General features: G+C 71.5%; 20 protein-coding genes. 8 read left to right on the forward strand and 12 right to left on the reverse strand.

What is annotated here, in order from left to right; translation table 11 throughout:
- Positions 1 to 88 precede the first annotated feature (88 nt).
- The 3 genes from KKR01S_RS07045 to KKR01S_RS07055 all read left to right on the forward strand — a co-directional run bounded on the left by KKR01S_RS07045 (position 89) and on the right by KKR01S_RS07055 (position 3,202).
- The gene (locus KKR01S_RS07045) at positions 89 to 1,156 is read left to right on the forward strand and encodes an ABC transporter ATP-binding protein (protein ID WP_081101624.1); all 1,068 of its coding nucleotides are present in this window, start codon (positions 89 to 91) and stop codon (positions 1,154 to 1,156) included.
- Positions 1,153 to 1,941, forward strand: coding sequence for an ABC transporter permease (locus KKR01S_RS07050; protein WP_058731195.1), 789 nt, complete (start codon positions 1,153 to 1,155; stop codon positions 1,939 to 1,941). The genes KKR01S_RS07045 and KKR01S_RS07050 overlap by 4 nt, the downstream gene beginning before the upstream one ends.
- Positions 1,942 to 2,137: 196 nt before the next feature.
- A complete protein-coding gene (locus tag KKR01S_RS07055) occupies positions 2,138 to 3,202 on the forward strand; it encodes a COX15/CtaA family protein (RefSeq protein ID WP_061225640.1) in 1,065 nt (354 codons plus the stop codon).
- A gap of 35 nt (positions 3,203 to 3,237) precedes the next feature.
- Here the strand turns inward: KKR01S_RS07055 and KKR01S_RS07060 are convergent, their stop codons facing one another.
- A complete protein-coding gene (locus KKR01S_RS07060) occupies positions 3,238 to 4,182 on the reverse strand; it encodes a heme o synthase (protein WP_058731203.1) in 945 nt (314 codons plus the stop codon).
- A gap of 391 nt (positions 4,183 to 4,573) precedes the next feature.
- Between KKR01S_RS07060 and tkt the strand changes: the two genes are divergently transcribed.
- From tkt to pgl, 5 genes are all read left to right on the forward strand, one after another.
- Positions 4,574 to 6,682 (forward strand): transketolase, encoded by a 2,109-nt coding sequence (gene tkt / locus KKR01S_RS07065; RefSeq protein ID WP_058731197.1) that lies wholly within the window; start codon positions 4,574 to 4,576, stop codon positions 6,680 to 6,682.
- 45 nt (positions 6,683 to 6,727) lie between these two features.
- Entirely contained in the window at positions 6,728 to 7,828 is a 1,101-nt protein-coding gene (gene tal / locus KKR01S_RS07070) for a transaldolase (RefSeq protein WP_058731198.1), read from the forward strand.
- A gap of 130 nt (positions 7,829 to 7,958) precedes the next feature.
- Positions 7,959 to 9,470 (forward strand): glucose-6-phosphate dehydrogenase, encoded by a 1,512-nt coding sequence (gene zwf / locus KKR01S_RS07075; RefSeq protein ID WP_058731204.1) that lies wholly within the window; start codon positions 7,959 to 7,961, stop codon positions 9,468 to 9,470.
- Positions 9,470 to 10,459: a glucose-6-phosphate dehydrogenase assembly protein OpcA gene (locus tag KKR01S_RS07080; RefSeq protein WP_058731199.1), complete on the forward strand. Its 990-nt coding sequence runs from the start codon at positions 9,470 to 9,472 to the stop codon at positions 10,457 to 10,459. The genes zwf and KKR01S_RS07080 overlap by 1 nt, the downstream gene beginning before the upstream one ends.
- The gene (gene pgl, locus KKR01S_RS07085) at positions 10,452 to 11,279 is read left to right on the forward strand and encodes a 6-phosphogluconolactonase (protein ID WP_058748412.1); all 828 of its coding nucleotides are present in this window, start codon (positions 10,452 to 10,454) and stop codon (positions 11,277 to 11,279) included. Before KKR01S_RS07080 ends, pgl begins: the two co-directional genes overlap by 8 nt.
- A 121-nt stretch (positions 11,280 to 11,400) precedes the next feature.
- Here pgl and secG read toward each other — a convergent pair whose 3' ends face one another.
- The 11 genes from secG to uvrA form a co-directional block, all read right to left on the reverse strand.
- Positions 11,401 to 11,640, reverse strand: coding sequence for a preprotein translocase subunit SecG (secG, locus tag KKR01S_RS07090; protein ID WP_263619119.1), 240 nt, complete (start codon positions 11,638 to 11,640; stop codon positions 11,401 to 11,403).
- A gap of 209 nt (positions 11,641 to 11,849) precedes the next feature.
- Positions 11,850 to 12,662: a triose-phosphate isomerase gene (tpiA, locus tag KKR01S_RS07095; protein WP_058730510.1), complete on the reverse strand. Its 813-nt coding sequence runs from the start codon at positions 12,660 to 12,662 to the stop codon at positions 11,850 to 11,852.
- 50 nt (positions 12,663 to 12,712) lie between these two features.
- Positions 12,713 to 13,936 (reverse strand): phosphoglycerate kinase, encoded by a 1,224-nt coding sequence (locus tag KKR01S_RS07100; RefSeq protein WP_058730511.1) that lies wholly within the window; start codon positions 13,934 to 13,936, stop codon positions 12,713 to 12,715.
- A 52-nt stretch (positions 13,937 to 13,988) separates the two neighbouring features.
- On the reverse strand, positions 13,989 to 14,993 hold the full coding sequence (gene gap, locus KKR01S_RS07105) for a type I glyceraldehyde-3-phosphate dehydrogenase (protein WP_058730512.1): 1,005 nt from the start codon (positions 14,991 to 14,993) through the stop codon (positions 13,989 to 13,991).
- 355 nt (positions 14,994 to 15,348) lie between these two features.
- Entirely contained in the window at positions 15,349 to 16,320 is a 972-nt protein-coding gene (whiA, locus tag KKR01S_RS07110) for a DNA-binding protein WhiA (protein WP_061225641.1), read from the reverse strand.
- A 109-nt stretch (positions 16,321 to 16,429) separates the two neighbouring features.
- The gene (locus tag KKR01S_RS07115) at positions 16,430 to 17,455 is read right to left on the reverse strand and encodes a gluconeogenesis factor YvcK family protein (protein ID WP_058743508.1); all 1,026 of its coding nucleotides are present in this window, start codon (positions 17,453 to 17,455) and stop codon (positions 16,430 to 16,432) included.
- A gap of 4 nt (positions 17,456 to 17,459) precedes the next feature.
- Positions 17,460 to 18,311, reverse strand: a complete 852-nt coding sequence (gene rapZ / locus KKR01S_RS07120) for an RNase adapter RapZ (RefSeq protein ID WP_081101633.1) — start codon at positions 18,309 to 18,311, stop codon at positions 17,460 to 17,462.
- A 249-nt stretch (positions 18,312 to 18,560) separates the two neighbouring features.
- The gene (gene uvrC / locus KKR01S_RS07125; RefSeq protein ID WP_061225643.1) at positions 18,561 to 20,582 is read right to left on the reverse strand and encodes an excinuclease ABC subunit UvrC; all 2,022 of its coding nucleotides are present in this window, start codon (positions 20,580 to 20,582) and stop codon (positions 18,561 to 18,563) included.
- Positions 20,583 to 20,633: 51 nt separating this feature from the next.
- Positions 20,634 to 21,320: a lysophospholipid acyltransferase family protein gene (locus KKR01S_RS07130; RefSeq protein WP_061225644.1), complete on the reverse strand. Its 687-nt coding sequence runs from the start codon at positions 21,318 to 21,320 to the stop codon at positions 20,634 to 20,636.
- 128 nt (positions 21,321 to 21,448) lie between these two features.
- Complete coding sequence (locus KKR01S_RS07135) at positions 21,449 to 22,177, reverse strand: HAD family hydrolase (RefSeq protein WP_081101626.1); 729 nt, start codon at positions 22,175 to 22,177, stop codon at positions 21,449 to 21,451.
- On the reverse strand, positions 22,174 to 25,080 hold the full coding sequence (uvrA, locus tag KKR01S_RS07140) for an excinuclease ABC subunit UvrA (RefSeq protein WP_061225645.1): 2,907 nt from the start codon (positions 25,078 to 25,080) through the stop codon (positions 22,174 to 22,176). The genes KKR01S_RS07135 and uvrA overlap by 4 nt, the downstream gene beginning before the upstream one ends.
- Between the last annotated feature and the right edge of the window lie 226 nt (positions 25,081 to 25,306).

The raw sequence follows: 25,306 nt of genomic DNA on the forward strand, positions 1-25,306 counted from the left end.
CTTATTTGTTCCGGGCGATCCAGTGAGGCAGACCTTTCCTCGTGCCACCCGCCCGCAGGGACCACTCGGTGGAGGCGCGAGCCCCGAGATGCCCCTGCCCTCCCGCCGCGGACCGTACACTGGGACGGTGCCGAACCACGGATCCACCCCGACCGCCGTGGCCCCCGCGGAGACCGCGCCGGGGCCCCTCGCCGACGAGCAGCCCGCCGTGCTGGTGCAGCGGCTGCGCAAGGAGTTCCCCGCCGCCGGTTCCCGCCGGACCCGGGGCGGGCGCACGGTGTGCGCCGTCGACGGGGTGAGCCTGAGCGCGCGCGCCGGGTCCGTGACCGCCCTGCTGGGCACCAACGGCGCCGGCAAGACCACCACGCTGTCCTGCGCCCAGGGCCTGGTGCGCCCGAGCTCCGGTACCGTGCGCCTGCTGGGCGAGGATCCATGGCGGGCCGGGCCGCAGCTGCGCGCCCGCGTGGGCATCATGCTCCAGGACGGCGGACTGCCCCAGGCGATCCGGCCCGTGCCCCTGCTGCACCACGTGGCCTCGATGTATGAGGACCCGGTGGACATGGATGCCCTGATCCGGCGACTGGGCATCGATGAGTTCGACGGGACCACCATCCGGCGCCTGTCCGGCGGGCAGCGCCAGCGGGTCAGCCTGGCCGCCGCCCTGGCAGGCGGCCCGGAGGTGCTCTTCCTGGACGAGCCCTCGGCCGGGCTGGACCCGCACTCGCGCAAGGTGGTCTTCGACCTGATCCGCGAGGTGAGGGCTGCCGGGACCGCCGTCGTGCTGACCACCCACCTCATGGACGACGCCGAGCGGCTGGCGGACCAGGTCTACATCATGGACGCCGGGAAGGTGGTCCTGGAGGGCACGGTGGATCAGCTGCTGGCCGGCTCCCGCGACGCCCAGACCCTCGTGTTCACCCTGCCGCGCTGCGGGCTCGGGATCGAGGACCTCCTCCCCCAGCAGCTGCGCGCGGGGCTCACGCTGTCGGAGGACTCCCCCGGCGCGTACACCCTCACCGGCCCCCTGGGCCCGGCGCACCTGGCGGCGCTGACCGCCGGGTGGGAGCGGCAGGACGTGCTGCCGACGCACCTTGAGCTGACCCCGCGCTCCCTGGAGGACCTGTTCCTGGACATCTCGGAAGGAGAGCGGTCGTGAGCGCGACTCCCACGGACTTCACCCGCCGCACGGGCCGGCCGGCACCGGCCGCCCGGCGGATCCTGCGCCAGGGCGGATACGAGATCCTGGCGATGCTGAAGAACGGCGAACAGCTGCTGCTGCTCATCCTGTTCCCGCTGATGGCGCTGATCGGCCTGACCAGCACGGGTTTCCTCGACGGATGGGCCCGGGAGTTCGGCGCGTCCCGGGTGGACCTGGCGATGCCCGGGATCCTCGCCCTGTGCACGATCTCCACGGCCCTGTCCGGTCAGGGCATCGCCACCGGCTTCGACCGCCGCTACGGGGTCCTGCGCTTCCTGTCCACCACTCCCCTGGGTCGCGGCGGGCTGATCGCCGGCAAGGCCCTGGCGGTGCTGGGGGTCATGGTCGTGCAGTACGCCGTGATGGGCGCGGTCGGGCTGTTCCTGGGCTGGGAGCCGCGCCCGACGGCGGTGCTGGCCTCCGTGCCCACCCTGGTGCTCGGGGCCGCGGCCTTCACCGCCCTGGGGCTGCTGGTGGCCGGTACGATCCGGGCCGAGGCGACCCTGGCCGTGGTCAACACGCTGTGGGTCCTGCTGGCCACCGTCGGCGGCACGCTGCTGCCGGCCCGGCACTTCCCCGGCGCGGCCGCCGCCCTGATCGAGCTGCTGCCCTCCGGGGCCCTGGGCTCGGCGCTGCGCGCGGAGATGCTGGGCCAGGGGCCGCTGTGGGGTCCGCACCTGGTGCTGCTGGTCTGGGCCGCGGCCGCCGGGCTGCTGGCGCGCCGGCTGTTCCGGTGGTCCTGAGCATTCCCTGCGCCTGCCCGCCAGCGTCGGCGTCGCAGGCATCTGACGCGGGCATCACGGCGTCACGGTTGGCTCCGCGCACCACCGACGGCGGATAATCGACGGGGGCCCAGCGCCCCGCACGCACGCGGAAACCGGGAATGCGCCCCGGCCCCTTTTGACGATTCAGCCCACGACCAGGACGCGAGGTGTCCGCTTGAGCACGAGCAGCACACAGCCCCAGACCCGCACCCCTTCCGACTCCGCGCCGGCCCGCCTCTGGCGCGTGCTGACCCCGCTGACCGTCACCGGGTGGGTGCGCGGCACGGCCCTGGCGTCGGTGCTGGCGAACCTGCTGCTGGTGATCACCGGGGGGCTGGTGCGCCTGACCCAGTCCGGGCTGGGCTGCCCCACCTGGCCGCGCTGCACGGACGACTCCTGGAACAACGTCCCGGAGATGGGGATCCACGGCTTCATCGAATTCGGCAACCGCACCCTCACCGGGCTCCTCGGGATCGTCGCCGTGCTGACCGTCCTGGCCGTGATGCGCCTGCGCACCGAGTACCGCGACCTGTTCTGGCTGGCGATCCTGCTGTTCGCGGGGATCCCGGTGCAGGCCGTGGTCGGCGGCTTCTCCGTATGGCTGCGCCTGAATCCCTGGATGGTCGGGGTGCACTTCGTGCTCTCGGCCGTGATGATCGCGCTGGCCGCGGCCCTGTGGAGCCGCACCCGACGCTACTCATTGCCGCGGGTGCGCGAGGTCGAGCGGCTGGAGCGCCTCGAGGAGTCGGATCCGACGATGGGACGCCTGGGGGCGATCCTGCTGGCGCTGACGGGCATCGCCGTGTACCTGGGCACCCTGGTCACCGGCACCGGCCCGCATTCCGGGGACGCCACCAGCGCCCGCCACGCCTTCGACGCCGTGATGGTCGCCCGGATGCACTCGATCTCCGTGTGGTTGACCGTGCTGACCGTGGCCCTGGGCATCACCCTGTGCGTGCGCCGGGGCTGGGCCCCCGGGGTGCGGGCGGCGCTGCTGCGGATGGTGGGGGTGCTGGTGCTGCAGGGCGGCATCGGCTACCTGCAGTACTTCAACGGCCTGCCGATCTGGATGGTGGAGCTGCACCTGCTGGGCGCCGGGCTGACCGTGTGGGCCGCGGCCGCCGCCTACGACCGGATGGCGGTGCTGGCCCAGCCCACCCGTCGGGAGACGGCCCTGGTGCACACCGTCACGGCCCCGGAGTGGCGTGCGGCGCAGGAGATCGCGGGGACCGAGGCCTGACGCAACGCCGCCCCGGAACGCGGCGGGCGCCGTCCTCAGAGGACGGCGCCGCCGACGAAGGGGTCCACGGCCACCGCGACGAACAGCACCGTCAGGTAGGTGATGGAGGCGTGGAAGACGACCATCGCGGTGCGGCTGGTGGCCTGCTCGGCCATGGCCAGCGCGTGCAGCCGGTGGCAGGTCCAGATGAACCAGGCCCCGGCGCCCAGCGCCGTGAGGCCGTAGACCCAGCCGGCCCCGCCCACTGGGATCAGCAGCAGCGAGCAGATCACCGTGGCCCAGGCGTAGAGCACCACCTGCACGGACACGGCCTTGGCCGACGCGATCGCCCCGAGCATCGGGATCCCCGCGCGCTGGTAGTCCTCCGCGTACTTCATCGACAGCGGCCAGTAGTGCGGCGGGGTCCACAGGAAGATCACGAGGAACAGCACGACGGCGGCCCAGCTGAGGGTCCCCTGCACGGCGGCCCAGGCGATGAACACGGGCATGCACCCGGCGATCCCGCCCCAGACGATGTTCTGGGAGGTCCGGCGTTTGAGGAACAGGGAGTAGAAGACCACGTACAGCAGGATCGCGACGAGGCCCAGCGCCCCGGCCAGGAGATTCACGGCCAGGCTCAGGTACACCACGGAGACCGCGGACAGCGCCCAGGCGAAGATCAGCGCCTCGCGATCCGAGACCTCCCCGGTGACCAGGGGGCGGCGCTCCGTGCGCTTCATGAGCCGATCGGCCTCGCGGTCGATCCAGCAGTTGAAGGCGCCGGCGCCCCCCGCGGCCATCGCCCCGCCGAGCATCGTGTTCAGGATCAGCCACAGCGAGGGCATCCCGCCGGCCGCGAAGATCATGGTCGGCGCGGTGGTCACCAGCAGCAGCTCGATGACCTGCGGCTTGGTCAGCAGGAGGTAGGCGCGCAGCTTGCGGCGCAGGCCCACCCGGCCGGTCTTCCCGGCGGGGGCGGGGACGGCGGGCTTGGCCTCCAGGAGGGATCCATGGTCCGTGCTCTGGCGCTTCACAGGTGCTTCCTTACGCGATCGATGCCGCTGTCCTCCCGGTCTCGGGGCGGGCGCGCACGACGGGCGCGCGATGGTCACAGCTTCCTTCGAGCATATATCCCAGCCCGCGCGGCCTTCCAGGACGGTGCGGTGATGTTTCACTCCCTCGGCGGGCCGCCCCCCCGGGACTCGCGGCGTCCGCCCACAGCGTCACCGACAGACGCGCGGCGCGGCGGTGGCCTAGAGTTGGGTGGAGCACCGCGGCCCCTTCAGGTATACGGTGGCCGCGCGGCGGGCTCGGGAATCGGGCCGGCGCCGCGGCGACGCCGTCGGACCGGGGCCACGCGAGACGACTTCCGAGACGAAAGGGGCATGCCTCGTGTCCGACGACCGCGAGAACCTCGAGTGGACCGACCTGGACCGACGGGCGGTGGACACCGCCCGGGTCCTCGCCGCCGACGCCGTGGAGAAGGTCGGCAACGGCCATCCCGGCACCGCGATGAGCCTCGCCCCGGTGGCGTACCTGCTCTTCCAGAAGATCATGCGCCAGGATCCCTCCGATGACCGCTGGACCGGACGGGACCGCTTCATCCTCTCCCCCGGCCACACCTCCCTGACCCAGTACATCCAGCTGTACCTCGGCGGGTACGGCCTGGAGCTGGAGGACCTGCAGGCCCTGCGCACCTGGGGGTCGCTGACCCCGGGGCACCCCGAATACAAGCACACCCGCGGCGTGGAGATCACCACCGGCCCGCTGGGGCAGGGCCTGGCCTCCGCCGTCGGCTTCGCCTACGCCCAGCGCTACCTGCGCGGCCTGCTGGATCCTGACACCGCTCCGGGGCGCAGCCCCTTCGACCACACCGTGTTCACCATCGCTTCCGACGGGGACCTCGAGGAGGGGGTGACCAGCGAAGCCTCCTCCCTGGCCGGGCACCAGCAGCTGGGCAACCTCGTGGTCATCTACGACCAGAACCAGATCTCCATCGAGGACGACACCGACGTCGCCTTCACCGAGGACGTCGCCGAGCGCTACCGCGCCTACGGCTGGGACGTGCGCACCGTGGACTGGCGGGCCGGCGGGGAATACCGCGAGGACGTCCAGGCCCTCTACGACGCGATCCAGGAGGGTCGGAAGGTCACGGACAAGCCGACCTTTATCAGCCTGCGCACCATCATCGGCTGGCCCGCCCCGACCAAGCAGAACACCGGCGGGATCCACGGCTCCAAGCTCGGCGCCGACGAGGTGCGCGCGACCAAGGAGGTCCTCGGCTTCGATCCGGAGAAGACCTTCGACGTCGCCCCCGAGGTCATCGAGCACACCCGGGCCCTGCAGGCCCGCAGCGACGAACGGCGCGCCGCCTGGGATCGGTCCTACCAGCAGTGGCGGGAGGCGAATCCGCAGCGGGCCGAGCTGCTGGATCGGCTTCAGGAGGGCCGCCTGCCCGAGGGGTACAGGGACGCCTTCCCGGCCTTCGAGGCCGGCGGCTCCCTGGCCACCCGCGCGGCCAGCGGCCAGGTGATCAACGCGGTCGCCCCGCTGCTGCCCGAGCTGTGGGGCGGCTCGGCGGACCTGGCCGGATCCAATAACACCACCATCGAGGACGCCTCCTCCTTCAACCCCACCTCCCGCTCCACCGCCAAGTTCACCGCCAGCCCCTACGGGCGGGTGCTGCACTTCGGGATCCGGGAGCACGCGGCGGCCGCGATCGTCAACGGCATCGTGCTCTCCTCCCCCACGCGCGCCTTCAGCGGGACCTTCCTGATCTTCAGCGACTACCAGCGCCCGGCGATCCGCCTGTCCGCGCTGATGGGAGTCCCCTCCATCTACGTGTGGACCCATGATTCCATCGGCCTGGGCGAGGACGGGCCCACTCACCAGCCGGTCGAGCAGCTCTCGAGCCTGCGGGCCATCCCGGGCCTGGACGTCGTGCGCCCGGCGGATGCCAACGAGACCTCGGTGGCCTGGCGCACGATCCTGGAGCACCGGGACCGCCCCGCCGGCCTCGTGCTGACCCGGCAGAACCTCACCACCCTGGCCCGCCAGGACCTGCACCCGGAGGCGGACGGGGAGAAGTTCGCTTCCGCGGAGGGTGTCGCGCGCGGCGGCTACGTGCTGGCCGACGCCGAGGGCGAGCCCGACGTCATCCTCATCGCCACCGGCTCCGAGGTGGAGCTGGCCCTGCAGGCCCGCACCCAGCTGGCTGACGACGGCATCGCCGCCCGCGTGGTCTCCATGCCCTGCCGGGAGTGGTTCGACGCCCAGGACGCCGAGTACCGCGAGCAGGTGCTCCCCCGCGGGATCACCGCCCGGGTCAGCGTGGAGGCGGGCCTGGCCCAGTCCTGGCACGACCTGCTGGGCTCGCGCGGGCGCGCGGTCTCCCTGGAGCACTTCGGTGCCTCCGCGGACTATCAGACCCTCTTCCGCGAGTTCGGCATCACGGCCGACGCCGTGGTCGAGGCGGCCCGGGAATCCCTCGCCGCCCGCTGAACCCCCACCGACATCCATCCCTCGAGCGAAGGAGCACGAGAACCCATGACCGAAGCGACCCAGAAGCTCTCCGACGCGGGAGTCTCCCTCTGGCTGGACGACCTCTCCCGTGAGCGCCTGGAGACCGGCAACCTGCAGGAGCTGGTCGAGACCCGCAACGTCGTCGGCGTGACCACCAACCCCACGATCTTCGCCCAGGCGCTCTCGCGCGGGGACCGCTACGACGCCCAGATGCGCCGCCTGGCCGAGGAGGGCCGCGACGTCGAGGAATCCGTGTTCGCGGTGACCACTGACGACGTGCGCGAGGCCTGCGACGTGCTCGCCCCGATCTACCGCCAGACCCGCGGGCAGGACGGGCGGGTCTCCATCGAGGTGGATCCCCGCCTGGCCGTGAAGGGCGAGGAGACCGCCGAGATGGCCCGGCGCCTGCACCGGACCGTGGACCGTGAGAACGTGATGATCAAGATCCCGGCCACCGAGGAGGGCCTGGAGCCGATCGCCGCGACCCTCGCCGAGGGGATCAGCGTCAACGTGACCCTGATCTTCTCCCTCGAGCGCTACCGCGCGGTGATCAACGCCTACCTCACGGGGCTGGAGCGGGCCCTGGAGCAGGGCCGCGACCTGTCCAAGATCCACTCCGTGGCCTCCTTCTTCGTCTCCCGCGTGGACTCCGAGGTGGACGCCCGCCTGGAGCAGATCGGCACCGAGCAGGCACTGGCCCTGAAGGGTCGGGCCGGCCTCGCCAATGCCCGGCTGGCCTACCAGGTCTTCCAGGAGGCCTTCTCCTCCGAGCGCTGGAAGCTGCTGGCCGAGGCGGGGGCCGTGGTCCAGCGGCCGCTGTGGGCCTCGACCGGCACCAAGGACCCGGCCTACCCGGACACGATGTACGTGGACGGCCTGGTGGCCCCGGACACCGTGAACACCCTGCCGGAGAAGACCCTGGAGGCGGCCGCCGACCACGCGGAGGTCACCGGGGACACGATCACCGGCACCTACGACGACTCCGAGCGGGTCCTCAACGAGCTGGAGCAGCTGGGCATCTCCTACCAGGAGGTCGTCGAGAAGCTCGAGCGCGAGGGGGTCGACAAGTTCGTGGCCTCCTGGGAGGAGCTGCTCGAGACCGTCACCGCCAATCTGCACGACTGAACCCCGCCTCCGCCCCGCCCGCCGGCCTCCTCTCGACGTCGGCGGACGGGGCGGGAGCGCGCCGCACCCATCCCCGACACGAGGAGCCCCTGTGTCCCCTTCCCCGGCTCTGCCGCCGGATCCCAATCCCCTGCGCGACCCGAAGGATCGGCGCCTGACCCGGGTCGCCGGTCCGTCGGCGCTGGTGCTGTTCGGCGTCACCGGCGACCTGGCGCAGAAGAAGCTGCTGCCGGCGATCTACGACCTGATGAACCGCGGCCTGCTGCCCCCGAGCTTCGCGCTGGTGGGCTTCGGGCGCCGGGACTGGTCCGATGAGCGGTTCCAGCAGGTGGTTCGGGAGTCGGTGGAGGCCCACTCCCGGACCCCGTTTCGGGAGGACGTCTGGCATCAGCTGACCACCGGCATCCGCTTCGTGCAGGGCGCCTTCGACGACGGCGAGGCCTTTCGGCGCCTGGGTGAGACCCTCGCGGAGCTGGACGAGACGCGCGGGACCCAGGGCAACCACGCCTTCTACCTCTCGATCCCGCCGAACGCCTTCGAGACGGTGTGCCAGCAGCTGGCCGACCACGACCTGGCGGGCCGGCACACGGAGCACGGGTGGCGGCGAGTGGTCATCGAGAAGCCCTTCGGGCACGATCTGGACTCCGCCCGGGAGCTGAACGCGATCGTCGAGCGGGTGTTCCCGGCCGACTCCGTGTTCCGCATCGACCACTACCTCGGCAAGGAGACCGTCCAGAACATCCTGGCCCTGCGCTTCGCCAACCAGATGTTCGAGCCGCTGTGGAACGCGAACTTCGTGGACCACGTGCAGATCACCATGGCCGAGGACATCGGCATCGGGTCCCGCGCCGGGTACTACGACGGGGTGGGCGCCGCCCGCGACGTCATCCAGAACCACCTGCTGCAGCTGCTGGCCCTGACCGCGATGGAGGAGCCGATCACCTTCGACGCCCAGCAGCTGCGGGCCGAGAAGGCGAAGGTCCTGGCGGCGGTCACCCTGCCCGAGGACCTCTCCGCCGGCTCCGCCCTCGGGCAGTACGAGGCCGGGCTGCAGGGCGGTCGCGCGGTGAGCGGATTCCTGCAGGAGAAGGACATTCCCCCGGATTCGCGCACGGAGACCTTCGCCGCGCTGAAGCTGGGCATCGACACCCGCCGCTGGGCCGGAGTGCCGTTCTACCTGCGGGCCGGCAAGCGGCTGGGGCGGCGGGTCACGGAGATCGCCGTCGTGTTCAAGCGCGCCCCGAACCTGCTGTTCCAGAAGAACGACCACGAGGAGTTCGGACAGAACGCGATCGTGCTGCGCATCCAGCCGGATGAGGGCATGACGATCCGCTTCGCCTCCAAGGTCCCCGGGACCCAGATGGAGCTGCGCGATGTGTCCATGGACTTCGGCTACGGCCAGTCCTTCACCGAGTCCAGCCCGGAGGCCTACGAGCGGCTGATCCTGGATGTGCTGCTGGGTGAGCCGCCGCTGTTCCCCCGCCACGAGGAGGTCGAGCTGTCCTGGAAGATCCTCGATCCCTTCGAACGGCACTGGGCCGAGCACGACGTGCGGCCCGAGCCGTACGCGCCCGGATCCTGGGGTCCGGAATCCGCTCATGAGCTGCTCGCCCGGGACGGGCGGGCCTGGAGGAGGCCGTAATGAGGACCGAGCTGAAGGACACCACCACCTCCGAGGTGGACAAGGAGATCTCGCGCCTGCGCGGCGAGATCGGGTTGCGCACCCAGGGTCGAGTGCTCACGCTGGTCATCATGGCGGAGAAGGGGCACTCCAAGAACGCGGTTCAGGCCGCGATCTCCGCCAGCCGGGAGCACCCGTGCCGGATCATCGTGCACATCGCCCACAGCGTCGAGAAGCCGAACCGGCTGGACGCCGAGGTGAGCATCGGCGGGGACGCCGGAGCCAGCGAGGTCATCGTGCTGCGCGGCTGGGGGGAATCCTCCCACCCGACCGAGTCCCTGCTCTCCGCGCTGCTGCTGCCCGACGCGCCGATCGTGGCGTGGTGGCCGCACGCGCTGCCGGAGTCCCCGGTCGATCACTCGGTGGGCCGGATCGCGACCCGCCGGATCACCGACTCCGCCCGGGAGCCGGATGCGATGCGCGCCCTGCACCGGCTGCGCGAGGTCTTCGCGCCCGGGGACACGGACCTGGCCTGGACGCGGCTGACGCAGTGGCGCATCCAGCTCACCGCCGTGCTCGATGACCTGGAGCCCTCCCCGGTGCGCAAGGTCATCGTGGAGGGATCGGACCGGTCCCCCTCGGTGATCCTGCTCGGGGCGTGGCTGGGCCACCGGCTGGGCGCCCCCGTGGAGTTCTCCGGCGCAGACCAGCCGCGGGGCCTGTACCGGGTGCGGCTGGAGCGGGAGGACGGCGAGGTCGTCCTGTACCGTCCCGGCCGCAGCGTGGCCACGCTGAGCCCGCCCGGTGCCCCCGAGCAGCAGATCGCGCTGCCGGTGCGCACCCTGTCCCAGTGCCTGGCCGAGGAGCTGCGTCGACTCTATCCCGACGAGGCCTACGGCGAGGTCCTGATGGACGCCCTCACCTCGACGCCGCTGGACTGGTGCCGCACGCACCAGGAGCCCGCGGCGGATGAGGATCACTCTCGATACACGGAGGTCTTCGATGCCTGAGCAGTCCCCTCTCTCCCCCGCCGAGCCCCTGGTGCCCGCCCCGGCCCCGGTGGTCGTGGAGCACCCCGACAAGGAGGCCCTGGCTCAGGCGGCGGCGGCCCGCCTGGCGCTGACCCTCTCGGATGAGCTGGCCGAGACCGACGAGGACGTGCACGTGTGCCTGACCGGCGGCTCCCTCGGCATCGCCGTGTGGGAGCGGCTGGCCGACTCCGCGCTGCACCGGATCGTGGACTGGTCCCGGGTGCACTTCTGGTGGTCCGATGAGCGCTACGTGCCGGAGGGCCACGAGGACCGCAACGTGCAGCAGGTCCGCGAGGTCTTCTTCGACCGGGCCGAGGTACCGGCGGGCAACATCCACCCGATGGGTTCATCGGACGCCTACCCCACCCCCGGGGAGGCCGCCGAGGCCTACGCCCGGGAGCTGGCCGAGCACGCCCCGACCGGCGAGAAGGCCCCGGTGTTCGCGGTGTCACTGCTGGGCATGGGTCCGGACGGGCACATGGCCTCCCTCTTCCCGGGACGCCGGGAGATCCTCGACGACGCCGTGGACGTGCTGCCCATCGAGGACTCCCCGAAGCCGCCGCCGCGCCGGGTGACCATGACCCGACCGATGATCGACCTGGCCGCGCGCATCTGGTTCCTGGTCTCCGGGGCGGATAAGGCCGAGGCGTTCTCCCGGCTCGAGCAGGCCGCCCGCGTCGAGGCCCGGGACGGGCGCGCCCCGGATGAGCAGGCGCTGCTGGAGGCACCGGCGGTGGCCGCCCGCGGCTGGGCCCAGACCCTCTACCTGGTCAGCCGGGAGGCGCGACCGGCCTCCTGACGACGGGTTCCAGGTCCCGGCCCGCGGCCGTCACGGGCCGCGGGTGCGGAGAAGGCCCCGGTGAGCCGAAGCTCACCGGGGCCTTGTCATACCGGGGTCCGGGCGACACCGCCCGTGGTGCTCACACCGCGTCGAAGCGCAGCACCAGGCCGTAGCCGATGATCGCGAAGACCCAGATGAGGATCGTCGTGACGGTCAGGCGCACCAGGTTGCGCGAGGCGACGCCGGAGGAGTTCAGGGAGCTGGTCATCCCGCCGCCGAACATGTCCGACAGCCCCCCGCCCTTGCCCTTGTTGAGCAGGACGAAGAAGATCGTCATGATGCTGGTCAGCACGATCACGCCCAGCAGGATCCAGCGCAGCGTCTCCACGGGTGTTCCAGGCCTTTCCTCGGCGGGCGGTGCCGGCGCCTCGAGCGCTCCGGCTCACCGCCGCGCATGATGTTCGCGGGTGTCCTCGCCCCACTGTACGCCATCGGGCGCGCGGGACTCGGGTGGGCGCAAGCCCGAGGCCGCCCGCGGGGATCATCCGATCCGACCGGGGCGGCCTCGGGCTCATGAGAGCGGGTGGCTCATGCCACCACGTGCTTCTCGAAGCGGGCGATGTTGGCGAACTCCTCCGCCTTCAGGGAGGCCCCGCCGACCAGGACGCCGTCGACGTCCTTCTCCGCCAGCGTGCCGGCCGCGGTCGCGGCCTTGACGGAGCCGCCGTAGAGGATCCGGATCTTCCCGGCGGTCTCCTCATCGAACAGCTCGGCCAGCTGCCCGCGGATGGCCGCGGACATCTCCTGGGCGTCCTCGGGGCCGGCGGTCTCGCCCGTGCCGATGGCCCAGACGGGCTCGTACGCGACGACGAGGCTTGCGGCCTGCTCCTTGGTGAGCCCGTCGAGGGAGCCGCGCAGCTGCTCGAGGGTGTAGGAGACGTGGTTGCCGGCCTTGCGCTCCTCCAGGCCCTCGCCCACGCACAGCACGGGGGTGAGCCCATGGCGGTAGGCCGCCTGGACCTTCTGGGCGCACAGCGCATCGGACTCGTGGTGGATGCTGCGGCGCTCGGAGTGCCCGACCAGCACGTAGGAGCACTCCAGCTTGGCGAGGAACTGCCCGGAGATGTCACCGGTGTAGGCCCCGGAGTCCTGCTCGGAGAGGTCCTGCCCGCCGTAGGCGATGCTCAGCTTGTCCCCGGCCACCAGGCTCTGCACGGAGCGCAGGTCGGTGAACGGCGGGAAGACGGCCACCTCGACGCGGTCGTAGTCGAAGTTCGCGTCATCCAGGGTCCAGGCGAGCTTCTGCAGCAGCGCCACGCCCTCGGAGTGATCCATGTTCATCTTCCAGTTGCCGGCGATCAGCGGCTTCCGGTCGAAGCTCCCGTTGGTCTGGGTGGTCATGCGGATGGTCCTTTCGGGTCGTCTGCTCTCGGTGCGGTGGGGATCCGGGCTCAGGCGCCCAGGGCCTCGAGACCCGGCAGGGTCTTACCCTCGATGAACTCCAGGGAGGCCCCGCCCCCGGTGGAGATGTGCCCGAACTCGTCGTCCGAGAAGCCGAGGTTGCGCACCGCGGAGGCGGAGTCGCCGCCGCCGATCACGCTGAAGGCGTCGGAGTCGGCGATGGCCCGGGCGATGGCCTCGGTGCCCTTGGCGAAGGCGGGCATCTCGAACACGCCCATGGGGCCGTTCCAGAAGATGGTGCGGGCGTCCTTGATCCGCTCGGAGAACAGCTTGACCGTCTCGGTTCCGATGTCCAGGCCCTCGCCCTCGGGGCCGATCTTCCCGCCCTCGAGGTCCTCCACGGGGCGGATCTCGTGCTCGGCGTCGGCGGCGAAGTCCGCGGCCCAGGTGACGTCCACGGGCAGCACGATCTCGGTGCCCTTCTCCTTCGCCTCGGCCAGGTACCGCTTGACGGTGTCGATCTGGTCCTTCTCGAGGATGGACTTGCCGACCGCGTGACCCTGCGCGGCGGCGAAGGTGTAGCTCATGCCGCCGCCGATCAGGAGGGCATCGGCCTTGCCGATGAGGTTCTCGATCACGGCGAGCTTGTCGGAGACCTTGGCCCCGCCCATCACGACCACGAAGGGCCGCTGTGGGTCCTCGGTGATCCGCTTGAGGACCTCCAGCTCGGTCTTGACGAGGTCGCCCAGGTAGGCCGGCAGCTTCCGGGCGACGTCGTAGACGGAGGCGTGCTTCCGGTGCACGGCGCCGAAGGCATCGTCCACGTAGGCGCCGTCCTGACCCGTCAGGGCCACGAGCTCGTCGGCGAACGCCTCGCGCTCGGCGTCGTCCTTGGAGGTCTCCCGGGGGTCGAAGCGCACGTTCTCGACGACGAGGACCTCGCCGTCGGACAGCGCCTCGGCCTTGGCACGGGCGTCATCCCCCACGACGTCCTCCGCGAGCTGCACGGGGAAATCCGCGAGCTCACGGAGGCGGTCGGCCGCGGGCTTGAGGGAGTACTTGGGGTTGTGCTCCCCCTTGGGCCGACCGAGGTGGGCGGTCACGATGACCCGGGCACCGGCGCCGGTCAGCTTCTCGAGCACGGGCAGGGACGCCCTGATGCGTCCGTCGTCCGTGACCTGCTGTCCGTCCAGCGGGACGTTGAGGTCGGACCGGACCAGGATCCGGCGTCCCTTCACGCCCGCGTCGATCAGTTCATCCAGTGCCTGTGCCATCGCTTGCTCCCTTGCCTCGCGTCGAAAGGTGATGTTCCCGCTCAGTCCGCGCTTACAGCGCGGCGGCGATCTTGTTGGTGAACTTCACCGTGCGGGAGGTGAAGCCCCACTCGTTGTCGTACCACGCGAAGACCTTGACCTGGCCGTTCAGCACGGAGGTCAGCTGCGCGTCGAAGACCGTGGAGATCTCCTCGCCGACGATGTCGGTGGAGACGATCGGGTCCTCGGTGTACTTGATGATGCCCTGGTACTCGCCCTCGGCGGCCTCCTTGACGGCGGCGTTGATCTCCTCGACGGTGGCGTCCTTCTCCAGGGTCAGGGACAGGTCCACGATGGAGCCGGTGATGGTCGGCACGCGGAAGGCCATGCCGTCCAGCTTGCCGGCGACCGGCTCGTAGACCTTGCCCACGGTGCGGGCGGCGCCGGTGGAGGTCGGGATCATGTTCACGGCCGCGGCCCGGGCGCGACGCAGATCCTTGTGGGGGGCGTCCTGCAGGCGCTGGTCCGCTGTGTAGGAGTGGATGGTGGTCATCAGGCCGGACTTGATGCCGAACTTCTGGTCCATCACCTTGGCCAGCGGGGCCAGGCAGTTGGTGGTGCAGGAGGCGTTGGAGACGACGTTGTGCTTCTCGGCATCGTAGGTGTCGTCGTTCACGCCCATGACGAAGGTGCCGTCCAGGTTGGTGCCCGGGGCGGAGACGATGACCTTCTTGGCGCCGGCCTCGATGTGGGCCTTGGCCTTGTTGCCGTCGGTGAACAGACCGGTGGACTCCAGGACGATGTCCACGCCCAGGTCCTTCCACGGCAGGTTGGCCGGGTCCTTCTCGGACAGGACCTTGATCTCCTTGCCGTCGACGACGATGTTGCCGTCCTTGACGGACACCTCGGCCTTCAGCGGCCCGAGGATGGAGTCGTACTTGAGGAGGTGAGCCAGGGTCTCCGGGGAGGTGAGGTCGTTGACGGCGACGATCTCGATGTTCTCGCCCTGCTCCCGCACGGCGCGGAAGTAGTTGCGCCCGATGCGTCCGAAGCCGTTGATGCCGATGCGTACAGTCACTGTGATCAAACTCCTCAGTTTGAGTATTCGTGGTCGAGGGGACCCGCGGGGGCCTCCCCAGGTCCGGACCCGGCGGCGGGTGGAACCGCCCTCGCATCCGGTGCTGGTTCCAGCCTAGTGGATCGCGTGTGTGTTTGGGTGCGATTCCGGGGGTGAATTTTGTTTCCGGTGGGATTTCACACCCTCCGAGCCCTCCTTCTCGTGACGCCCGCCACCGAAATGGCCGTCTCCCGGGCCGCTGAGCCGCCGGATCTGGGATCGTGTGGGTTTCTCATCGCCGATGGCGAACAGCGCGGGCGGCGCGGCGTCATCGACGCGCGGGCTCACCGGCCCGCGGCGTCATCGACGCGCGGGCTCACCGGCCCGCGGCGTCCTGCTCCTCGCCCGCCCGCGCCTGCTCGGCCTCGGCCGTGCGCCGGGCCAGGGCCAGCAGCCGCCGGATCCGCCCGGCGATCGCGTCCTTGGTCAGCGGCGGATCCGCCAGGCGCCCCAGCTCATCCAAGCTCGCGTGTCGGTGCTCCAGTCGCAGCCTCCCGGCCTCGCGCAGATGCTCCGGGACGTCATCGCCCAGGATCTCCAGGGCGCGCTCGACCCGCGCCCCGGCGGTCACGGCCGCCTGCGCGGAGCGCCGGAGGTTGGCGTCGTCGAAGTTGGCCAGCCGGTTGGCCGTGCCGCGCACCTCCCGGTGGACGCGGCCCTTCTCCCATCGGCGCAGCGCCCGGGTGGCCCCCAGGGCGCGCAGCAGCGCGCAGATCCCGGCGCCGTCGCGCACGAGCACCCGGTCAGCCCCCCGGGACTCCCGGGCCTTGGCCAGCACGTCCAGGCGCCGGGCGCAGCCGACCAGCGCCAGGGCCGCCTCGGAGCCCGGGCAGGTGAACTCCAGGGCGGCGGAGCGGCCCGGCTCCGTCAGGGATCCGCGGGCCAGGAAGGCCCCGCGCAGGGCGGCGGCCGCATCATCGACGGAGCCGTTGACCACGGCCGAGGGCAGCCCGCGCGCCGGCCGACCCCGGGCATCCAGCAGGCCCGTCTGGCGCGCCAGGGCCTCCGCGCCCCGGTCGATGCGCAGGACGTAGTGCCCGCCCTTCTTCAGCGCGCCGCCGGCCACCGAGTACAGCCGTCCCGTCTGCCCGTACAGCTCCCCGATCTCCGCGAGCAGCCGCCGCCCGGTGGGCAGGTGATCCAGCTCGGCCTCGATGACGATGCGCCCGCCGACCAGGTGCAGACCCCCGGCGAAGCGCAGCAGCGCGGCGGTCTGCGCCTGGCGCGCGGAAGCCCGGGGCGTCTCCAGGCCTGCCAGCTCGTCCTTAGCCAGTGCGGTCAGGGCCATGGTGGGGGATTCCTCTCCGAAGGGGGTCTGGGCCGGGTGCCCGCGGTGAGACGGCGCTCAGCGGAGGCACCGGCCGGGATGGTCAGTGGGTGGGGTCAGTCGCGGGGCCTCAGTCGTGAGGCGCCGCGGGCGGGCTGAGCACGGGCTCCTCGGGCAGGCCCATGGCCTCCTGGTAGGCCGCGGCCAGGCGCAGGTGGCTGTGCACGTCCTCCCCGCGGCGCCGACGCAGCGACTGGCTGACCAGCCGCGCGCCGCGTTCGCGCACCGCCGCGTCGAACCCCTGCGGATCCGACAGGGCCGAGGGGTCCGCGACGACGGCGTCGATCTGCAGGCCGGGAGCGTACCGCTCCAGGACCTCCAGGTGCCCGACGGCACCCAGTCCGGCGGTCTCGCGCCGCTCCATCGCGAGGTTCATGCACACGCACACCCGCGCCGCGGAGGAGCAGATCGCCTCCCGCAGCTCCGGCAGCAGCAGGTGCGGGATGACCGAGGTGTACCAGGACCCGGGGCCCAGCACGAGCCAGTCCGCCGCGCGGATCGCCTCCAGCGCTTCGGGGCAGGCCCGGGCCTCGGCCGGCTCCAGGCTGATCCGCTCGACGCGCTCGGCGGTGGCCAGGCGCGCCTGGCCCGTGATCCGCTTCGGGGCGCCCTGATGGTCCCGCACCCACCCGGAGACCACGAGGGGATCCACCGCCATCGGCAGGACCCGCCCGCGGGCCTTCAGCAGCTGGGAGGCCCAGTCCAGTCCGGCCACCGGATCATCCAGCAGCTGCCACAGGCTCAGCAGCAGCAGGTTGCCCATCGCGTGCCCGTCCAGCTCCCCCGAGGAACCGGGCAGGGTCGAGAAGCGATGCTGCATCGCCTCCCGCCACAGGTGCCCCCACGCGGAGTCGTCGCACAAGGCGGACAGCGCCATGCGCAGGTCCCCCGGCGGCAGCACGTCGAACTGCTCCCGCAGCCGCCCGGAGGAGCCGCCGTCATCGGCGACCGTGACCACCGCGGTCAGCTGCGGGGTGAGCAGGCGCAGCGCCGAGAGCGAGGCGTAGAGCCCGTGGCCCCCGCCGAGGGCGACGACGCGCGGGGCGCCGGCCCCGGCCTCCGGGACGGCCTCGCCCCGGGATCCGATCGCGGCCACGGCGCTACTCCCGCCCCAGATCGCGGTGCTGGACGTTCACGGTGACGTTGGGCAGGCCCTTGAGCCGCCGGGCCAGCTCCTCGGTCACCGCGACCGAGCGGTGCTTGCCGCCGGTGCAGCCGATCGCGATGGTCGCGTAGTGCTTGTTCTCCGAGCGGTAGCCGGCGATCACGGGCTTCAGCGCCTCGGCGTACTGGTCCACGAAGGTCTGGGCGCCGCTGTCCTTGAGCACGAAGTCCCGCACCTCCGGGTCCTGGCCCGTCTTGGGCCGCAGGGCGGGAACCCAGTGCGGGTTGGGGACGAAGCGCATATCGGCCATGAAGTTCGCATCGGCCGGCACCCCGTACTTGAAGCCGAAGCTCATGACCGTCAGGTTCACCACCGAGGGGCCCGTGGCCGAGTAGGTGCGGGAGATGACCTTGGACAGCTCGTGCACGTTGTACTCCGAGGTGTCCAGCACGACGTCGGCCCGGCGCTTGAGATCGGCCAGCAGCTCCCGCTCGGCGTGGATCCCGTCCAGGATGCGCCCCTCCCTCTGCAGCGGGTGGGGGCGGCGCTGGGCCTCGTAGCGGGCGATGATCGCCTGATCCGAGGCGTCGAGGAAGAGCACCGTGTACTCGACCGGGGCGGCGTTGAGCACGTCCAGGGCCTCGCGGAAGTTCTCGAACAGGGCGGTGCCCCGGATGTCGATGATCACGGCCAGGCGCGGCATGGCCTTGGGGCTGCGCGCCACCAGATCCACCAGGGGGGTGAGCATCTGCGGCGGCAGGTTGTCCACGACGTACCAGCCGTTGTCCTCCAGCGTGTGCGCGGCGGTCGAGCGCCCGGCCCCGGAGATCCCGGTGATCACGAGCATCTCCGACTGGGCGGCGGGCTTCTGGGGCACGAGCGGATCATTCCCGGCGTCGGGGGCGGGGGTCTCGGACCGGTCGCGGGGCGGTTGTGGGGCGGATGCTGAGGGGGGCTGCTGCGAGGTCACCGGGTGCTCGTCTCCTGCTGGGTCGTGCCTGTGGTCAGGGGCGCGTCCCCGGACGGGGGAAGCGGGACGCGGCTGCCCCTCCAGGATACTCCGGCGCCCCAAGACCCCAGGGCCCCAAGGCCCCGATCAGGCGCCGTCGGCGGCCGGTGCCGGTCCCGATGCCGATTCCGGCTGCGGATCCGGCGCCGGTTCCGGCTCCTCGGCGCGCAGGTGCTCCTGCACGGCCTCGGCCAGCTTCGGCCCGATCCCGCGCACCCGGGTGAGCTGCTCGACGTCGGCCTCCCGGATGGCCTGCAGCGTGCCGAACTGCGCCAGCAGCGCATCCCGGCGGGCGGCCCCGAGCCCCGGGATCCCGTCCAGGGCCGAGGAGAGCATGGCCTTGCCGCGCTTGGAGCGGTGGAAGGTGATCGCGAACCGGTGGGCCTCATCGCGCAGGCGCTGCAGCAGGAACAACCCCTGCGAGGCGCGCGGCAGGATGACCGGGAAGTCGTCGTCCGGCACCCAGATCTCCTCCAGGCGCTTGGCCAGCCCGACCACCGCGACGTCGGAGATCCCCAGCTCGTCCAGGGCCTGGCGGGCCGCGGCGACCTGCGGGGGCCCGCCGTCCACGACGACGAGATTGGGCGGGTAGGCGAAGCGCTGCGGCTCCGGGGCCCCGGCCTGCTCGGCGTCGATCTGCCCGGTGCGCACCCCCGCCCGGGCCCGCTCCTCCTGATCTGCCAGGTGGCGCTTGAAGCGGCGGGTGATGACGTCGTGCATCGAGGCGGTGTCGTCGCGGGCCGCCTCCCCGCGGATGGAGAACTTGCGGTACTCGGATTTGCGGGGCAGCCCGTCCTCGAAGACCACCATGGAGGCCACCACGTTGGTGCCCTGCACGTGGGAGATGTCGTAGCACTCGATGCGCATCAGCGGGTCCGGCAGCCCCAGGGCCTCCTGCAGCTCCTGCAGGGAGGCGCTGCGGGTGGTCAGGTCCCCGGCCCGGCGGGACTTGTGCAGCATCAGGGACTGCTTGGCGTTGTCCGCGACGGTGCCCATCAGCTGCGCCCGCTCCCCGCGCTGCGGCACGGAGATCCGGACACGCGAGCCGCGCAGTCCCGTCAGCCACTGCTCCAGCTGCTCGCGGTTGCTGGGCAGCACGGGCACCAGCACGGTGCGGGGGATCTCGTGGGCGCTGGTCTCGTCCTCATGCGGGGTGGAGGCCAGGGTCACGGCCGATTCCCCGTAGACCTGCTGCAGCAGCTGCTCGACCATCTCCCCCGGGGTGAGGTCCTCGACCTTCTCCACGATCCACCCGCGCTGGCCGCGGATGCGCCCGCCGCGCACGTGGAAGACCTGGGCGGCGGCCTCCAGCTCGTCCTCGTGGAAGGCGAACAGGTCCGCGTCCACCGAATCCGAGAGCACGACGGCGTTGCGCTCGAAGGCGGTGCGCAGGGCCTGGATGTCATCGCGCAGCCGGGCGGCGACCTCGAAGTCCATCTCCTCCGCCGCCCGGTGCATCCGCCGGGTCAGCTCCCGGATGAACCGCTCGGAGTCCCCCGCCATGAACCGGCAGAGTCGATCGGCCAGCTCTCGGTGGTCCTCCGCGGAGATGCGCCCGACGCACGGGGCGGAGCACTTGTCGATGTACCCGAGCAGGCAGGGCCGATCCTGCTGCTCGGCGCGGCGGAACACCGCCCCGGAGCAGGTGCGCACGGGGAAGACCCGCAGCAGGGCGTCCAGGGTCTCGCGGATGGCCCACGCCTGGGAGAACGGCCCGAAGTAGCGGGTGCCCTTCTTCTTCTCCCCGCGCATCACCTGCGCGCGGGGGTACTTCTCGGCCATGGACACCGCGAGGTACGGGTAGGACTTGTCGTCCCGGTATTTGATGTTGAACCGCGGGGTGTACTGCTTGATCCAGGTGTATTCCAGCTGCAGGGATTCCAGCTCGGAGGCCACCACGGTCCATTCGACCCCGGCCGCGGTGTGGACCATCGCGTAGGTCTTCGGCGCCAGCTGCTCGGGTTTGGCGAAGTAGCTGGTCAGCCGGTTGCGCAGGTTCTTGGCCTTGCCCACGTAGATGACCCGCCCGACGTCGTCCCGGAAGCGGTACACGCCGGGGTCGGTGGGGATGTCCCCCGTGCGGGGCCGGTAGGTCGCCGGATCGGCCATGGGAAGGGTGTCCTCCTGAGTGCTCGGGCACCGGGTCCTCCCCGCGGGACGTCAGGCGCCGGCGTCCTTGGCCAGGGAGGGCGAGGTGTTGTATTCGTTCTTGCGCGGCTGCCCGCACAGGCGGGCGATCTCGTCCATGATCGCGTCCGTGGTGGCCCGCCGCTGGGCCCCGGACTGCTTCTCGCCGAGCTTCTCGAAGCTCATCGGCTCGCCGACGCGCACCGTGAAGCGCACCGGGCGCAGCAGCTTCGTGCCGGGCGGCTGGATCCGCTCGGTGCCGATCAGCCCGACGGGGACGACGGGGGCGCCGGTCATGTGCGCCAGCCACGCCACCCCGATCTTGCCGCGGTAGAGGTAGCCGTCCAGGGAGCGGGTGCCCTCCGGGTAGATCCCGAAGACCCCGCCGCGCTCCAGGCGCTCCAGGCCGATCTCCAGGGCCTTGAGCCGTTCGATCTGATCCGCGCGGTTCACGGGGATGATGTCGATCAGCTCGAAGATCCGCTTCATCAGCCGACCCTTGAACCCCGGGGAGTTCACGTACTCGGCCTTCGCCAGGAAGGCCACCCGCCGCGGCATGAGCGCGGAGATGATGACGGAGTCCAGGAAGGCCCGGTGGTTGGAGGCCACGATCACGGGACCGGAGGCGGGGAAGCGCTTCAGACCGGTGACCCTGGCCCGGAAGACGGTCTTGATCAGGCCGGTCACGGCCGTCTGCGTCAGCCGGTACAGCTTCTCCATGGGTCTGGTCAGGGTCCTTCCCTCATCCGAGCCGGCGACCTCGCCGGTGTGGTGCGCGTGTCATGAACACTGTACATTTCCCCGACACCGGCTCCCACCCCCGGGCGCGGCACGTCACGGCGGCGAGGTCATCCCGTCCCCTCCAGCCGCAGGTCGCAGCGCCGGGCCAGCTGGGCCCGCAGCGCGTCGACGTCCTCCGCGACGGCGGCGGCCCCGTGTGCGGTGAGCTCTCCGGGGGCGGCGAACCCCCAGGCCACTCCGATGCAGTCCAGGCCGTGGACCCGGGCGCCCTCGACGTCGTACTCCCGGTCCCCGACCATCACGGTGCGCCGCGGATCGGCCGCCAGCCCGCGCCGGGCCAGCAGGTCCAGGGCGCGGGCGATGACCCCGGCCTTGTCCACGGGCAGGTGGGCGGTCTCCGGGCGCAGCTCATCCCTCGCCCCGGAGATGACGTCCGCGAGGGCGTCCAGCCCGAAGTGCGCGGCGATCCGCTCGGCGCTGGGCTGCGGCTTCTGGGTGGCCAGGGCCACCGCGGCCCCCGCGGCGCGCAGGTCCCGCAGCAGCTGCGCCACCCCGGGGTAGAGCCGGGAGTCCCGGGCAGCCCGGGCGGGATACGCCTCGCGGTAGGCGGCCAGGGCGGCGCGGCGCTCGGCCGGGGAGAGGTCCGTGTGCCGCTCCAGGCCCACCGAGGCGGGCGGCCCTACGAACCGGCGCAGCGTGGCCTCCTCCGGGCGCGGATGGCCCTGGGCCTGGATGGCCTCGGCGATGGTCTCGGTGATGGCCCCGGCCGGATCCAGCAGGGTCCCGTCCAGGTCGAACAGCACCGCCGGGACGGATCCGGCGGGAGCGCCGCTCACGCGCCGTGCCCGTCGTCGTCGGTCCCGAGGATCTCCGCCAGGAAGCGCCCGGTGTGGCTGCCCGGCTCCTGGGCGACCTGCTCCGGGGTGCCCTGGGCGATGACCTGCCCGCCGCCGGAGCCGCCCTCCGGACCCATGTCCACGATCCAGTCCGCGGATTTGATGACGTCCAGGTTGTGTTCGATCGTCAGGACGGTGTTGCCCTTGTCCACGAGGGACTGCAGGACCTTGAGCAGCTTGGCGATGTCCTCGAAGTGCAGGCCCGTGGTCGGCTCATCCAGCACGTAGATGGTCCGCCCGTTGGAGCGCTTCTGCAGCTCGGAGGCGAGCTTGACCCGCTGGGCCTCACCCCCGGAGAGGGTGGGGGCGGGCTGACCCAGCCGGATGTAGCCCAGCCCGACGTCGACGAGGGTGTTCAGGTGCCGGGCGATCGGGGTGAAGGCGGAGAAGAACTCGGCGGCCTCCTCCACGGGCATGTCCAGCACCTCGGCGATGTTCTTGCCCTTGTAGCGGATCTCCAGGGTCTCCCGGTTGTACCGGGCCCCGTGGCAGACCTCGCACGGCACGTACACGTCGGGCAGGAAGTTCATCTCGATCTTCAGCGTCCCGTCCCCGGCGCAGGCCTCGCAGCGCCCGCCCTTGACGTTGAAGGAGAAGCGCCCCGGCTGGTAGCCGCGCACCTTGGCCTCGTTGGTCTCGGCGAACAGCCGCCGGATGTGGTCGAAGACCCCCGTGTAGGTGGCGGGGTTGGAGCGGGGCATCCGGCCGATGGGGCTCTGATCCACGTGCACGATCTTGTCCAGGTGCTCCAGGCCCTCCACCCGCCGGTGCCGACCCGGAACCTGCTTGGCGCCGTTGAGCCGGTTGGCCAGCGCGGTGTAGAGGATGTCGTTGACCAGGGTGGACTTGCCCGAGCCGGAGACCCCGGTGACGGCGGTGAGCACGCCCAGGGGGAAGGACACCGTGACGTCGCGCAGGTTGTTCTCCTTCGCCCCGACCACCTTCACCATCCGCTTGCGGTCCACCGGGCGCCGCCGCGCGGGCACCGCGATCTGACGGCGCCCGGACAGGTAGGCCCCGGTCAGGGACTCCCGGTTCTCCAGCAGCTGCCGGTACGGCCCGGAGTGCACGATGCGCCCGCCGTGCTCGCCCGCGCCGGGTCCGACGTCGACCACCCAGTCGGATTCCCGGATGGTGTCCTCATCGTGCTCCACGACGATCAGGGTGTTGCCCATGTCCCGCAGCTTGGTCAGGGTCTCGATCAGCCGCCGGTTGTCCCGCTGGTGCAGGCCGATCGAGGGCTCGTCCAGGACGTAGAGGACCCCGACCAGCCCGGAGCCGATCTGGGTGGCCAGGCGGATGCGCTGGGCCTCCCCGCCGGACAGGGTCGCGGCCGCCCGGTCCAGGGTCAGGTAGTCCAGGCCGACGTCGAGCAGGAACTGCAGCCGGGCATTGATCTCCTTGAGCACCTGCTCGGCGATGTGCCGCTCGCGCTCATCCAGGCGCAGCCCGGCCATGAACTCCTGGGCCCCGGTCATCGGCATCGCGGTGACCTCGGCGATGGACTTCCCGCCCACGTGCACCGCGAGCATCGTCGGGTTCAGCCGGGCGCCGCCGCAGGCCGGGCACGGGGTCTGGCGCATGTACTGCTCGTAGCGGTCCTTGGCCCAGTCGGACTCGGTCTCCTCGTGCTTGCGCTGGATGTACGCGTAGACGCCCTCGAAGCCGGAGGTGTAGCGCCGCTCGCGGCCGAAGCGGTTGCGGTAGGCGACCTCCACCTTGAAGTCCTTGCCGTGCAGGATCGCCCGGCGGGCCTTCTTCGGCAGCTCCTCCCACGGGGTGTTCAGGTCGAAGCCGACCTCCCGGCCGAGCCCGCCGAGCAGACGCAGCCAGTACTCGGTGGTGGACTTGCCCTGGGACCACGGGGCGATGGCCCCCTCCCCCAGGGTCTTCTCCGGGTCGGGGACCACCAGGGACTCGTCGACCTCCAGCCGGGAGCCGATGCCGTCGCACTCGGGGCAGGCGCCGAAGGGGCTGTTGAAGGAGAAGGAGCGCGGCTCGATCTCGGTCTGGCCCAGCTCGTGGCCGTTGGGGCAGGCGAGGTTCTCGCTGTAGGTGCGGCTGCGCGCCTCGGAGTCCTCGGGCTCGTCCACCCAGTCGATGGTCACTCGCCCCTCGGCCAGACCCAGGGCGGTCTCGATGGAGTCCGTGAGCCGCTGGTGGGCGGAGTCCTTGATGGCGATGCGGTCCACGACCACGGAGATGGTGTGCTTGTACTGCTTCTTCAGGCTCGGCGGCTCGGTGAGTCGGATCTGCTCCCCGTCCACCACGGCCCGGGAGTAGCCCTGCTGGGCCAGGGAGGAGAACAGGTCCTGGAACTCGCCCTTGCGGGCGCGGACCACCGGGGCGAGGACCTGCAGGCGGGTCCGCTCCGGGCGGGTCATCAGCTGGTCCACGATCTGCTGCGGGGTCTGCTTCTCGATCGGCTCCCCGCAGACCGGGCAGTGGGGGTGCCCGATGCGCGCCCAGAGCAGGCGCATGTAATCGTAGATCTCGGTGATGGTGCCGACCGTCGAGCGGGGGTTCTTGGAGGTGGACTTCTGATCGATGGACACCGCCGGGGACAGGCCCTCGATGAAGTCGACGTCGGGCTTGTCCACCTGGCCGAGGAACATCCGGGCGTAGGCGGACAGGGATTCGACGTAGCGGCGCTGGCCCTCGGCGAAGATGGTGTCGAAGGCCAGGGAGGACTTGCCGGAGCCGGACAGACCGGTGAACACCACCATGGCGTTGCGGGGGATCCGCAGGTCCACGGTGCGCAGGTTGTTCTCCCGCGCCCCCTTGACGATGATCTCGGTGGGGTCCTGGGCGCCCGCGGCGGGCGCGGCGGCGGTGGTGCTCATGGGTGCGGGAGGGCTCCCTTCCGGGTTGGGGGCGGCGCGGTCGCCGGGCATTCGAAGATCTATTCTACGGCTCGCGAAGCTGTCCGGAACGACCGCCGGGCGGATTTCCCTCACCGGCGAACGCACCGGCCCGCCCCTTCCGCGCCCCATGAGCCCGGCAGGGGTCGCGGCGTGTCCGAGGCTCACGGGCGCGGGTCCACGGGTGCGGAGGGGCGGTCGCGTTGCG

It is taken from the genome of Rothia kristinae NBRC 15354, assembly GCF_001570865.1.
Lineage (GTDB): Bacteria > Actinomycetota > Actinomycetes > Actinomycetales > Micrococcaceae > Rothia > Rothia kristinae.

What these genes read in the sequence shown, in the direction of transcription:
- KKR01S_RS07045 (WP_081101624.1), top strand. Translation starts at nt 89, where the DNA reads ATGCCCCTGCCCTCCCGCCGCGGACCGTACACTGGGACGGTGCCGAAC.
- tal (WP_058731198.1), top strand. Translation starts at nt 6,728, where the DNA reads ATGACCGAAGCGACCCAGAAGCTCTCCGACGCGGGAGTCTCCCTCTGG.
- KKR01S_RS07080 (WP_058731199.1), top strand. Translation starts at nt 9,470, where the DNA reads ATGAGGACCGAGCTGAAGGACACCACCACCTCCGAGGTGGACAAGGAG.
- pgl (WP_058748412.1), top strand. Translation starts at nt 10,452, where the DNA reads ATGCCTGAGCAGTCCCCTCTCTCCCCCGCCGAGCCCCTGGTGCCCGCC.
- tpiA (WP_058730510.1), bottom strand. Translation starts at nt 12,662, where the DNA reads ATGACCACCCAGACCAACGGGAGCTTCGACCGGAAGCCGCTGATCGCC.
- KKR01S_RS07100 (WP_058730511.1), bottom strand. Translation starts at nt 13,936, where the DNA reads ATGGCACAGGCACTGGATGAACTGATCGACGCGGGCGTGAAGGGACGC.
- whiA (WP_061225641.1), bottom strand. Translation starts at nt 16,320, where the DNA reads ATGGCCCTGACCGCACTGGCTAAGGACGAGCTGGCAGGCCTGGAGACG.
- rapZ (WP_081101633.1), bottom strand. Translation starts at nt 18,311, where the DNA reads ATGCTCGTGATCACCGGGATCTCCGGGGCCGGGCGCTCGACCGCCGCG.
- uvrC (WP_061225643.1), bottom strand. Translation starts at nt 20,582, where the DNA reads ATGGCCGATCCGGCGACCTACCGGCCCCGCACGGGGGACATCCCCACC.
- KKR01S_RS07130 (WP_061225644.1), bottom strand. Translation starts at nt 21,320, where the DNA reads ATGGAGAAGCTGTACCGGCTGACGCAGACGGCCGTGACCGGCCTGATC.
- uvrA (WP_061225645.1), bottom strand. Translation starts at nt 25,080, where the DNA reads ATGAGCACCACCGCCGCCGCGCCCGCCGCGGGCGCCCAGGACCCCACC.